Origin of the sequence: Clostridium chromiireducens (assembly GCF_002029255.1) — a bacterium.
GTDB classification, from domain to species: domain Bacteria; phylum Bacillota; class Clostridia; order Clostridiales; family Clostridiaceae; genus Clostridium; species Clostridium chromiireducens.
This window is the reverse complement of the sequence record NZ_MZGT01000105.1, coordinates 1-12,444: the sequence shown is the minus strand read 5'-3', so window position 1 is coordinate 12,444 and position 12,444 is coordinate 1. Positions and strand designations below refer to the sequence as shown.

The following is a 12,444-nucleotide window of genomic DNA, read 5'->3' as shown; positions in this document are numbered from 1 at the left end:
ACCTTTATATTAATATAATACTAAATAATCCTTTATTAATCAATATTAATTATTAATTAATATTGATTTTTTATTTTTAAGTAAAATATAATAATTTTGAAATATTATATTGGTTTTGGCTTGGTAAAAAAGAAAGGCGTTGTGAATAATATCACATATGAACTAAAACTAAATAAAAGGCTATAACAAAATTTTCAAAATCTTGTTATAACCTTTAATAAACTACACTATTATTATACAGTTTTTGTCTTCTTTCCTGATCCACCAAAGTTTGGCTCAGCCTTAAAAATTGATACAGACACTTTTTTATACAATATATATGTTAATACTGATACCATAATAGCCTTTACACCATTAAACGCTAGCAATGCCCAAATATAGCTTTGTAACATATCCGCTGGCATTTTCATTCCATAAGCCGGTAATAATAAGTATATGTTACCCACTATTCCCATTATCTCCATAACAACTCCACCAATGATCATTCCTAATATCGCATTTTTTTTGCTTTTATTTCTATAATAGATAAATGATGCAGGTAATATTAATGAAGCACCAAATAAAAAGTTTGCAGTTTCTCCAACGAATCCTGTTTGGCTTCCTCTTATTAGTGGAATCAAAAGATTTTTTATTAATTCTATTATAACTCCAGCTATCGGTCCAAAACCAAATGCCCCTACTAATGCTGGTACATCACTTAAATCGATTTTCAACCATGAAAATGCAGGTATTATTGGAAAATCTAAATACATAAGAATAATTGCAATTGCTGATAATAAAGAAATTTTGATTAGTTTACTTGTTTTTTCGTTCATTTTAACGCCTCCCAAAAGTTTATCTTCTTGGGGTAGCTTATTAGGCTTAATCTTTTCAAACCTTCTCACTTTATATAACTTAATTGTTTGATTTATAAAATGAAATAAAAAAACCTGATGCAAAATACATCAGGGCATATACTCAAACAAATAAGAATAAAGAAAATCTTAATTCCTAATAGGTTACCTTCTTTCATCCAGACTATACTGTCGGCTTCGGAGTTACACCGAATCTGCTTTTATAAAGCTCGCGGGCTATACCGCCGGTAGGGATTCACACCCTGCCCTGAAGATATAATATTTATTTACTTTTATTATATAATTATATAATAAAATATGCAATACTTTTTCTATATACTAATTCTTAACTTTTATATCTATTTCAATTAATATATTATTGTCCTATAAATTTATCTGTTTTTAATATATGTTCTGTTAACCAATCATTTAAAAAGTTCAAAATTTTAACTAAACTTTCATCTTGATCTACATCAATGTGTTTATAATCTATATTTTCAAGGGACTCGATAAATTTTGCATGTTCTATTTTTTGAGTAAATAGCCTTTTATAACCTATACTCTCCATATATTCTTCTTCTGATTTAAAATGAAAAATAGTATAATCCTTTAGTTCGTCTAGTATTTCTACTATTTTATCATACTTATCAATTGCAAACTCATCTTTTAATAGTATATATGCCCTATCTGCTAATTCAAAAAGTTTCTTATGTTGTTCATCAATCTGTTCTATACCAATTTTATACTCTTCTTTCATTTCATACATGAATACATCAACCTTCCTTCTAATAAAAATTCAACTTTAAATAAGCCCATTTTTTATTAATATATCATTTTTTTCCGACAAAGTCACTATGATTAATTTTTTTCACTCATTGATTTTAATGACATAAGTTATATTAATAAGTTATATTTTGTCTTAATATTTCTTCAACTAATTCAATATAATTTCCTTTATATATGAACATCTTATTAGATAACATAGTTGCAAGACCATGAACCATTGCCCACATAGCAATTATATCTTGTATATATTTTTCCTCTTTTACATTTTTACTTTTCAAGAAATCAATTGCACAATTTTTAAAAATATTGAATGTACCATAATCAGAGCTTTGTAATTCATTATTCTCTACAGTTATTCCGTACTCATTATTTTGAGAAAAGGCAAATTTTAAATAATCCGGATTTTCTACCATGAATATCACATACTTTTTTCCTAATTCAATAATTCTTTCATATGGATCAGTTCTATATTTCTCTACTATTTCGCTTAATGAATACTCAAAATTACTAAATACAAAATCTGATATGGCGCTAATTAACTCCTCTTTATTTTTAAAATGTTTATAAGGTGCCGCATGACTTACATTACATAATGCCGCAACCTTTCTAATAGAAAATTTCTCAGCACCTTCTTCATTATATAGCTTTAATCCCATTCTAATTAAGCTTTCTCTCAAATCACCATGGTGATATTTATCATTTTGCATTTAATAAACCTCTTTTCTAAATTCCTTTATAGATATACAATATATAGCTTACGCTTATATGATAACTTACCGAGATTATATATATAATACCACGGCATGTTGACACTGTAAACTTAAGATGTTATGATATTATCAAGTTGACAGTGTAAACATAAATAAATTATACATTGAATATAAATTAATATTAATATAAGGAGGACTTATAATGTTATTAGTTCATGATTTAAATGACAAAGATTCAAAGGAGATTATCCCACTGCTGCCATCTGAATCTAAAATTCTCTCAAGAGAGATAAACAATATTAAAGGGTGTATAGGTTGCTTTAATTGCTGGATTAAAACTCCTGGAAGATGTATTATAGAAGATTCTTATACTGAAATGCCTAAATACATCTTAGAAGGTGGTACTTTCGTAATTATTACTCAAATAAAGTATGGATGTTATACTTCCTATGTCAAAAATGTTATTGATAGGTCCATAGGATTTTTATTGCCTTTCTTTCAAACAGTTAATGGTGAACTTCATCATCTTCCTCGTTATAATAATGACAATCTTAAGTTTATTGTTATTGGATATGGTGATGATGTTACTTCTGAAGAAGAGCAAACCTTTAAAGATTTAATTAAGGGGAATGCTACAAATTTATGCTTTTCCGATTATAAAGCTTACGTAGTGAAAACCCCATTAGATATAAAAAAAATAATAAAAAGTTTATAGGAGGTCAAATTAATGACTAAATTATGCATTATAAATGGCAGCCCAAGAAAAGGACAAGGTACTTCCAGCCATCTTATAAATGAATTAATGAAATTATTAGATAAAAATATTACTGCGAAAGAATATTATATAGGTACATTTATGAAAGATAAATCATTGTTTGAAGAAATTGCATCCTATAATAAAATTGTTTTTGTTTCCCCTTTATATGCTGATTGTTTTCCCAGCACTATGTTAGAATTTATGGCTGCTTTTGAAGATTTTATTAAAGAAAATGGTACTATAAAACTTGATATGTATTGTATTATCAACTGCGGCTTTATAGAAGGTACTCAGAATAAAACCGCAATTAATATTATGAAACACTTCTGTGATAGACTTGATTTCAATTGGCGCTTTGGAGTTGGAATAGGTGGGGGAGAATTTATGAAAGGCTCTAAAGATATGCCTCTTAATTCTCGAATGAAAAAACCTGTTTACAATGCATATTTAGCATTAAAAGAAGATATAGAAAATTCGACTTCTACTCCTGCTAAAGAAAATATACTTGTTAATGCAAAGATGCCTAAATTTATATTTAAAATTGCCGGAAATTCGAGTTGGAAATCTATGGCCAAGAAAAACGGCTTAAATCCAAAAGAACTTTATAAACAGATCTATTAAATAAATAATCCACAGAGAATATAGTTAATACTAATATCTATGTGGATTATTCTATATATTATGGTTATTATTTAAGAAGCTAATTAATAATTATATATTTTTTCTTATAGACTTTTTACTTTACTTATAACTTCAGCACAATATTCTGTAACACCTGCTGCTCCGTTACTTTTATATACTTTATTCAAATCACTACCAATACCGCTGCAGTCTGCTCCAATTTGTATCCATTCATCTATGTTATCTTTGTTTACTCCACCAGTTGGCATTATGCTAAGGTCTGGAAATATTGATTTTGCTGCTCCTATAAACGCTTTTCCAACAACATTACCTGGGAATACTTTTATAAATCTTAAGCCTAACTTATAAGCTTTATTTAATTCTGACATTGTCATTAACCCTGGTATTATTAATGCTTTTCTTTGATTTGCATAACTTATTACCTCTTCATCTATACAAGGAGAAACAATAAAATCAGCATTGTTTTCAATACATGCATCTACAGCATCTTTAGTTAATACAGTTCCTGCTCCAACGCAAGCATTTTTATATTCTTCTTTTAATTCCTTTATTAACTTAGGTGCATTTGGAACACTCATTGTTACTTCTATAATGTTCATTCCACCTTTAATTGCTGCTATACTTATTTCTTTTGCTTCTTCGTATGTCTTTGTTCTAATAACAGCAACTGCTTTTTCTTCTTTTAATGTATTATAAATTTTTTCGAACATTTTAACACCTCATCTAATTATTTTAATATTATTTTTAATCTTAATTCTATCTTTCTATTTTTTTAGCTTGCCCTAAATGTACTAAAACATCCTCATGGTAAGGTAATCCTTCATTATCACCTTCAACACCAACCACTAGGGATCCAACTGCATTTGCATATCTAACACAGCCTTCTAAAGTTTCACCCTTTATTAATGCATTTAAAAATCCTGCTGCAAATCCATCTCCAGCACCTACTGTGTCTACTAATGCTTTTGGCTTAATAGCATCTACTTCATAGATATTTTCTCCATCTGAACCAAGAGCACCCTTAGCTCCTTTTTTTACTACAACCTTACCAATTCCATAACCATGGAAAGTTTTGATTGCATCTTCTATAGTTACATCCCCTAATAATATTTCAATTTCTTCATCACCTATTAAAAGAATATCCACGTCTGGTAATAATTTTTCTATATATTCCTTTGCCTCTTCTTTTGTCCACATTTTTAATCTAATGTTAGGATCAAAGGATACAGTCAGATTATTTTTCTTTGCGAGTTTTACTGCTTCTAATATAATTTCTTGATTATTATTAGTTATTGAAGGAAATACTCCCGTGATATGGAGTACTTTTGCACTCTTAAAATATTCCTCATTTAAATCTTCACACTTCATTGTACTTGTAGGAGATTTTTCTCTGTAGTAAAATGACCTACTTGATCCGTCTGCTAAAACTTCTCTAAAATATACTGAAGTTGGATATCCATCTACAAGTTGAACTTCTGACGTATCTATCCCTTCTCCTCTTGCAGTTTTCAATATATGTTTTCCAAAATCATCATTACCAAGCCTACTTATCCATCCTGATTTTAATCCTAATCTTGCACACCCCATTGCAACATTTAATTCTGCTCCACCTAATTTTCTTTTGAATGTATCACAAAATATTATTGGTCCCTTTTCTTGAGGACACATTGCAATCATTGCATCTCCTATAGTAATTACGTCCATAAATTAATACACCACTTTCAACTTATATATTTATTTTTAGCCTTACCAAGTACGTAGAGATAGGTTTATATATTTATACTTGATAAGGCTATGATTAATTTTGAAATTAATATCATATATAATTAAAAAATATTATATATCTCATTATTAAATTTTTTATTAGGCTTAATATTATCTTCACTTTATTTTTATATCGTTCCACATAGTGGAACACCGTTTCATTTATATCTTAATTTTAATATTATCACGCATAATTGTCAATCATACTAGTATAAAAACTTTAAATTTTCTATTTGTTAAAATTTACTTTAGACATTACAATGTAATATAAAGAAAATATTATTCAGGAGGATTTAATATGTCTGAGGATTTAAATAATTCTAATTTAGTTCAATCTGTAGAACGTGCTCTAGATATACTGGATTGTTTAGCAGAATCTCCAAAGGGATGCGGAATTGGTGAACTATCAAAAAGCTTAGGTTTGAGTAAAAGTACTATACATAGAATAATTACAACTTTAAAATATAAAGAATATGTTACCCAAAATAAAGAAAATGATAAATATCAACTTGGAATTAAAATTCTCAACTTATCTTCTTCCATAACAAGTAGTATGGATTTAATTAATGTCGCTAGACCTCATATATATGATTTTGCGAATAAAGTTGATGAGGTTATACATCTTTGTATTCCAGATGAATCATTTTCCAACATAATTTATGTGGATAAGGTATCTTCTGAAAATACTAGTAGAAATATAATAATGTCTTCCAGCATAGGTAAAAAAGCACCTATTTATTGTACTGCCTCTGGTAAATTATTACTGTCTCAATTTTCTGATGATAAAATAAGAGAGATATTAAAAGATACAGAATTTGTAAAGTATGCAGAAAATACAATAATTGATGTGGATATTCTTCTAGAAGAAATACGCGATATAAGAAAAAATCTATATTCACTAGATAATATTGAATATGATACAGGTGTAATATGTATAGCTGTGCCTATCTTTGATCGAACTAATAAAATTATTGCTTCGATTAGCCTTTCATCAGTTACTATATTTAATACTATCGAAGATCTACTAAATTACAAAAATGAATTTATGAACGTCGCTAATAAAATTAGTAGACTTATGGGATATGTTCATTCTTAAAGTAAAGGTTGGAAATTTCAATTATTTTAGCCTTATCAAGCACTTAGAGATAGGTTTAAAACTTGTGCTTGATAAGGCCATTATTAATTTATGGGATATTATTATATATGATTAAAGAGTATTATATATAGTTTTTGCTATCATTAATTTAATTACAAAATGATTGTAATACTTCTTATATAATCTTCGATTTCTTTGCATTTGCAGGTATTAAAGAAATATCCTTTAAATTTTTTCCACTTACGGATCCCTCTGATAAATCTTGATCTATTTCTTTTTATTATGATTATTTTACCAGTACTTTTCTATATCAGGGCAATAATTTTTCTTAATTGCTGCTCTCATCTCAACAAAGCAACCACAAATTTTACACATGCCGTTAATTAAATTATCGCATTGCATACATATTCCTAGTCGTTTTTTATATGCTTCATCTTCTGTTTTTATATGCTTATCTAAATTTTTAATATAATCCTGCATATGCTGATATTCTCTTTCTTCAAATATCTCATCTAATAAGCATTTTTTACAAAATCTCTGTTTCATATTATTCTATTACTAAGTGAATCACACTACATTTAGGAATCTTAAAGTCGACCCCTTTATTTGTAATCTTGAAATCTATAAATTCTGCAGGTTTCACTACTTCTGGTGCGTCAAAATCATTGTAAGCGCCCATTTCATTTGATAGAATTGTACCTTTTACAGATTTGATTTCTCTGTCCGCAAAGATTCCTTGTATGTCATAAGACTCAGAAACAGATAAGTTATTTAACGTTACATTAATTCTTCCTTCTGCATCTACAGATACTGATTCATGTAAATTAGGCACTTGATTTTCTTCTTCAACTCCAATATCTTGAGTTTCTATATAGCTTTCAACAAGTGTTGCTTCTTGATGGCTTTTATACATATTAAATACATGGTAAGTTGGTGTTAATACCATTTTTTCTCCTTCTGTTAAAATAACAGATTGAAGTACATTTACTAATTGAGCAATATTTGCCATCTTAACTCTATCACAGTTTTTGTTAAAGATATTTAAGTTAATACCTGCAACTAAAGCATCTCTCATTGTGTTTTGTTGATATAAAAATCCTGGGTTAGTTCCAACTTCAACATCAAACCAAGTTCCCCATTCATCAATTATTAATCCAACTTTTTTTTCTGGATCATATCGATCCATTATAGCACCATGTCTATAAATTAACTCTTCCATCTTTAATGTCTTCTTTAATGTTGTATACCATTCTTTTTCGTCAAATTTAGCTGCAGCGCCTTTTTCTACCCAATTCTTTGTAATGGTATAGTAATGAAGAGATAATCCATCCATGAAATTACTTGCATTCTTCATCAAAACATCTGTCCAATCATAATCGTCTGCATTTGCTCCACAAGCTATTTTATAAAGTTTATTATCAGCATAATTTCTACAATAAGTTTGATATCTTCTATACTCATTCGCATAATATTCTGGTGTCATATTACCACCACAGCCCCAATTTTCATTACCAACGCCAAAATATTTTACCTTCCAGGCATCTTCATTACCATTTTTCTTTCTAAGATCAGCCATTGGAGAGATACCTTCAAATGTTAAGTATTCAACCCACTCAGACATTTCTTGAACAGTTCCACTTCCTACGTTACCATTTATGTATGGTTCACATTCAAGTTGTCTACATAGTTCCATAAATTCATGAGTACCAAAGCTATTATCTTCTACAACTCCACCCCAGTGAGTATTTATCATTTTTTTACGATTTTCTTTTTGTCCAATTCCATCTTTCCAGTGATATTCATCAGCAAAACATCCGCCTGGCCAACGAAGTACTGGTATTTTCATTTCTTTTAAAGCTTGTACTACATCATTTCTCATTCCATTTGTATTAGGAATTTTAGAATCTTCACCTACATATAATCCTTCGTATATACATCTACCTAAATGTTCTGAAAAGTGTCCATAAATTTCTTTATTAATCTTTCCTTTTTTATTTTGCACGTTTACAAATAGCTTGCTCATAATATCCCCCTTTATTTAAGTAAATACTTTAATATTTAAGTTTTAATTTAACTTTATTTATAATATACTATAACCAAATAATGTCGTCAATGCATTTTATATATTTTTTATCCTCATTATCCCTATTCCTTATTGATTTACAAGCATTATCATTTTTGCTATAATTCAGTTATCATTTATGAGATGCATATATTTCAATTCTTATTTATTTAAGTTATAAGTTAAAGTAATTATTGATATCCTTGTTAAGGTATAATTTCTGCTGAATTTTGGTTTACTATTTATTAAATACTAAAATCTACCTCTGATTTAGAAAGGAAAATTTATGTTACATTTTGAATCAATGAAAGATGCCAGTGAAGTTTTCAAGGCCCTTGGTGCTCCTATGCGTCTTAAAATAATGGAAATATTATATGAAGATGGCGATAAAAACTTAAATGATTTAGCTACAATGCTTAATTTAACTAATAGTGCTATATCTCTTCATATTAAAAAGCTAGAAGAAGTTGGTTTAATAGAAATCCATACTATGTCTGGGAAACGTGGTTCTATGAAAATTTGCAAACCACTTCATGATATGATGGTAATAGACTTGCTTCCTAAGAAATTAGATATTGCCTCATATAAAGATGAAATTGAAGTAGGCTGCTATTCAAACTGTCAAATTACAGCCACTTGTGGAATTTCAACGAAAGATCATATTATTGGTGAATTTGACGATCCTCGTTATTTCTTATTTCCTGAACATTTTCAAGCCTCAGTTTTATGGTTTACTACAGGGTTTATAGAATATAATCTTCCAAACCACTTAACTGCTGGACAAAAACTAACAGAATTACAGCTTTCTTTTGAGATCTCATCTGAAAGCCCAGGTTACAATGAAAATTATCCGTCTGATATACATTTTTCGATTAATAATATTGACCTAGGTTATTGGGTAAGCCCTGGAGATTTTGGTGCTAGACGTGGAAGATTTACTCCTAACTGGTGGCCTGAAATCTGCAATCAGTATGGAAGACTTAAGACTTTGTCAATTAATAAAGATGGGACTTTTATTGATGGCGGCTATAAAATCTCTGAAACCACAATTGATGAGCTTAGTATAGATTATACTAGCACTATAACTTTTAGATTTTCTGTTCCTAAGGATACTAAAAATGTCGGAGGTTTCACCTTATTTGGTGAAGGATTTGGTGATTATAATCAATCTATTAAAATGCAGACATTCTACGAAATTCAAAAATCTTAACTATGAATATTTATTAATACCTAAAAAAGGGACGATTTTGTGATAGTTTGAAATAAAATACTTCACAAAACCTTCCCCTTTTTGTTGTTAAATAATATATTTTATTAACGCCTCTGCAACACCATTTTCATCATTAGTCAAAGTTATGTCATCGGCATGTATCTTCACCTCTTCTGGCGCATTCCCCATTGCCACTCCAATTCCTGCATACTCTAACATATCAATATCGTTGTAATTATCGCCCATTGTTATAATTTCTGACCTAACTATATTATATTTCTTTTGCAGACAATTGATTGCAGATGTTTTTGATGCCTTTGTCGGCATAATTTCTAAATATGTTGGCTTAGACGGATATATATTTAAATTAATTCCCTTAATATTTTCTTTTAAGAAATTTATTTCTTCTGGCTTAGACATACATAAAATCTTATTTGGCCCTAATCTATCTTTTTTCCACTTTTCTATTAATTCTTTAAAATTAATTATATTGGGAATAATATTTGTTATTTCACTTTCTTGTCTAGCCCAATAATCTAATTCCTCTATATACCATTCATCATCTTTATATAAGCTCATGTGAATATTGTTCTTACTAGTTAATTTATATATTTCTTCAAGGTCAGATACGTCTATGAATTCTTTGGCTAATACATCATTATCCTTATCTAAAATCAAAGACCCGCTGTAACAAATAATTGGTTCCTCTATTCCAAGTTCTTTTTGCAGAAACTTTATACCTTTAGGCATTCTTGCTGAAACTAAAATTACAGGTATTTTCTTCTCATTTGCAACTACATTTATAGTACTTTTCACCTTTTCTGTAATCTCATGCTTTGAATTTAATAAAGTTCCATCGATATCTAAGCATACCATTTTTAAATTCTTCATATACTCATCCCCTTAAACTATTTATTATAGAATATAAATTACTTACAATTACTTAAGAACTATATATTATTAGCGATTATCAGTTGAATATCATGTGATTCAATGATCTCTACAAAAACAGATGGCGGTATTTTATCAGTAATAATTACATCAATTTGTTCCCAATCTAATCCTTTATAATAACTTAAACATTTAAATTTATCATATTCGGCAAGAACAATTACCTTATTAGATTTTTGGGCTGCTATCTGCTTGGTTAATGCATCTTCTTCATCAACATAGTATATTCCATCTTCTGTTATAGATGCTGCTCCTAATATCGCTGTATCAAACCTCATTTTATCAAGGTAACTTGTACTATCTGCCCTATAAAAAAATCTATTTTTTCTATTAAGGTACCCACCTACACAATGCACGTCAATCTCCTCTTTTTCCGAAAGTATTTCTATGTTATCAAGAGAATGTGTAAGCACCCAAATAGGCTTATTAACTTCTTGTGCTAGAAAACTTACTATCGTAGAAACATCAAAGAAATAATGCTTACCTTCTTCTATGAATTCTAGGGCCCTTCTTGCAATATCTTTTTTCTCTTCAGAATATGCTTCAATTCTTTCCTTATATTCTTTAATAGTATTTTTTAATATAGGCAAGCTAATTCCTCCATGAGTCCTAATTGCAGTGCCTTCATTTATAAGTTTTACAATATCACGACGTGCAGTATCCCTTGATACATTAAACATCTTACATATGTCATGAATAGACATATAATTATGTTCATTTAGATATTCTAATACTTTTAATAGTCTTTCTTCTTGATACATTAAATCACCTTTTCTCAATTAATATAAGCATATAAAATTAACTACTTAATATTCCGATTCATTTCTGTAATCTCACTAGTTAGATATATACTTGTTCTATATAATAACTAGACTTTTAGGATTAATTTTGATATTATTTGACACTATAATATTACTAAAAGAGGAAACTGATATTGGATCAACTATAATAATGTTTGCTTGATCTAAATCTAATCCCTTATAGTAAGCATATTTTTCATATTTTTGATGTTCGGCAAGCAAAATTACTTTCTCAGATCTCTTTACTATCTCACTCTTAATATAAGCATCTTCCTCGTTTTCATAATATATACCATCACTTTTTATAGCGCTAGCTCCTAAAAATGCTGAATCAAATTTAATTCCGTTTAAGCATCTCTCATAATTTGTTTTATAAAAAAAGCGATTCTTTTTATTGAATTCTCCAGCAATTAAATTTACTATTATATCACTTTTTTCAGAAAGTATATTAAAGTTATCTATCGAATGAGTAAACACAGTAACCTTTTTATCTAAAGCTCTAGCAAGAAATTCAACACTCGTAGAAACATCAAAGAAATATGTCCCATTATTATGAATAAATTTCATAGCTTTCTCGACAATTCTTCTTTTTTCATTAACATTTAATTTCAGTCTTTCCTTATATGAGCATGCATTATCTTCCTTGAAATTTTCATATCTATCTTTTTCAATCACATAACCACCTCATAAGTAATTATAAGTTATTTAAAGTATTTTTTCAACACTTTTAAGTATATATATTTCAATCAATCTATAAATGCCTTTTAAAACAGCATTTTAAACTTACTAATATTTGAAAAATAGTTAAATTTATTTTATAATATAACTAATAC

The 12,444-nt window shown here is 28.5% G+C and carries 15 protein-coding genes and 1 riboswitch; of the genes, 4 read left to right on the top strand and 11 right to left on the bottom strand.

The window, feature by feature from the left end:
- Nucleotides 1-233: 233 nt before the first annotated feature.
- From CLCHR_RS22395 to CLCHR_RS22385, 3 genes are all read right to left on the bottom strand, one after another.
- Complete coding sequence (locus tag CLCHR_RS22395) at nt 234-815, bottom strand: ECF transporter S component (RefSeq protein ID WP_079442122.1); 582 nt, start codon at nt 813-815, stop codon at nt 234-236.
- A gap of 181 nt (nt 816-996) precedes the next feature.
- Nucleotides 997-1,113: riboswitch (FMN riboswitch) on the bottom strand.
- A 96-nt stretch (nt 1,114-1,209) separates the two neighbouring features.
- Nucleotides 1,210-1,599: a bacteriohemerythrin gene (locus CLCHR_RS22390; RefSeq protein ID WP_079442121.1), complete on the bottom strand. Its 390-nt coding sequence runs from the start codon at nt 1,597-1,599 to the stop codon at nt 1,210-1,212.
- 133 nt (nt 1,600-1,732) lie between these two features.
- On the bottom strand, nt 1,733-2,326 hold the full coding sequence (locus tag CLCHR_RS22385) for a TetR/AcrR family transcriptional regulator (protein ID WP_079442120.1): 594 nt from the start codon (nt 2,324-2,326) through the stop codon (nt 1,733-1,735).
- A gap of 205 nt (nt 2,327-2,531) precedes the next feature.
- On the opposite strand from CLCHR_RS22385, the gene CLCHR_RS22380 reads away from it, so the two are divergent.
- Both CLCHR_RS22380 and CLCHR_RS22375 read left to right on the top strand, forming a co-directional pair.
- A complete protein-coding gene (locus tag CLCHR_RS22380; protein ID WP_079442119.1) occupies nt 2,532-3,044 on the top strand; it encodes a flavodoxin family protein in 513 nt (170 codons plus the stop codon).
- A 12-nt stretch (nt 3,045-3,056) separates the two neighbouring features.
- Nucleotides 3,057-3,707, top strand: a complete 651-nt coding sequence (locus CLCHR_RS22375; RefSeq protein WP_079442118.1) for a flavodoxin family protein — start codon at nt 3,057-3,059, stop codon at nt 3,705-3,707.
- Nucleotides 3,708-3,811: 104 nt separating this feature from the next.
- On the opposite strand, the gene CLCHR_RS22370 is transcribed toward CLCHR_RS22375, so the two are convergent.
- Nucleotides 3,812-4,438, bottom strand: a complete 627-nt coding sequence (locus CLCHR_RS22370; protein ID WP_079442117.1) for a bifunctional 4-hydroxy-2-oxoglutarate aldolase/2-dehydro-3-deoxy-phosphogluconate aldolase — start codon at nt 4,436-4,438, stop codon at nt 3,812-3,814.
- Between the two features lie 46 nt (nt 4,439-4,484).
- Entirely contained in the window at nt 4,485-5,432 is a 948-nt protein-coding gene (locus CLCHR_RS22365; protein ID WP_079442116.1) for a sugar kinase, read from the bottom strand.
- Nucleotides 5,433-5,790: 358 nt separating this feature from the next.
- On the opposite strand from CLCHR_RS22365, the gene CLCHR_RS22360 reads away from it, so the two are divergent.
- Entirely contained in the window at nt 5,791-6,588 is a 798-nt protein-coding gene (locus CLCHR_RS22360) for an IclR family transcriptional regulator (RefSeq protein ID WP_079442115.1), read from the top strand.
- A 152-nt stretch (nt 6,589-6,740) separates the two neighbouring features.
- Here CLCHR_RS22360 and CLCHR_RS25710 read toward each other — a convergent pair whose 3' ends face one another.
- The 3 genes from CLCHR_RS25710 to CLCHR_RS22350 are packed head-to-tail and all read right to left on the bottom strand — an operon-like array spanning nt 6,741 to nt 8,611.
- A complete protein-coding gene (locus tag CLCHR_RS25710; RefSeq protein WP_423236649.1) occupies nt 6,741-6,836 on the bottom strand; it encodes a hypothetical protein in 96 nt (31 codons plus the stop codon).
- Between the two features lie 43 nt (nt 6,837-6,879).
- Nucleotides 6,880-7,134 carry a DUF6171 family protein gene (locus CLCHR_RS22355; RefSeq protein WP_079442114.1) on the bottom strand — a complete coding sequence of 85 codons (255 nt, stop codon included), beginning with the start codon at nt 7,132-7,134 and terminating at the stop codon, nt 6,880-6,882.
- A 1-nt stretch (nt 7,135) separates the two neighbouring features.
- Nucleotides 7,136-8,611, bottom strand: a complete 1,476-nt coding sequence (locus CLCHR_RS22350) for an alpha-N-arabinofuranosidase (RefSeq protein WP_079442113.1) — start codon at nt 8,609-8,611, stop codon at nt 7,136-7,138.
- Nucleotides 8,612-8,936: 325 nt separating this feature from the next.
- Here CLCHR_RS22350 and CLCHR_RS22345 point away from each other — a divergent pair, with 325 nt between their 5' ends.
- Nucleotides 8,937-9,860: an ArsR/SmtB family transcription factor gene (locus CLCHR_RS22345; protein WP_079442112.1), complete on the top strand. Its 924-nt coding sequence runs from the start codon at nt 8,937-8,939 to the stop codon at nt 9,858-9,860.
- Between the two features lie 87 nt (nt 9,861-9,947).
- Here the strand turns inward: CLCHR_RS22345 and CLCHR_RS22340 are convergent, their stop codons facing one another.
- The 3 genes from CLCHR_RS22340 to CLCHR_RS22330 form a co-directional block, all read right to left on the bottom strand.
- On the bottom strand, nt 9,948-10,751 hold the full coding sequence (locus tag CLCHR_RS22340; RefSeq protein WP_079442111.1) for a Cof-type HAD-IIB family hydrolase: 804 nt from the start codon (nt 10,749-10,751) through the stop codon (nt 9,948-9,950).
- Nucleotides 10,752-10,810: 59 nt separating this feature from the next.
- Nucleotides 10,811-11,572, bottom strand: a complete 762-nt coding sequence (locus CLCHR_RS22335) for a DeoR/GlpR family DNA-binding transcription regulator (RefSeq protein WP_079442110.1) — start codon at nt 11,570-11,572, stop codon at nt 10,811-10,813.
- A gap of 96 nt (nt 11,573-11,668) precedes the next feature.
- Complete coding sequence (locus tag CLCHR_RS22330) at nt 11,669-12,286, bottom strand: DeoR/GlpR family DNA-binding transcription regulator (RefSeq protein ID WP_079442109.1); 618 nt, start codon at nt 12,284-12,286, stop codon at nt 11,669-11,671.
- Between the last annotated feature and the right edge of the window lie 158 nt (nt 12,287-12,444).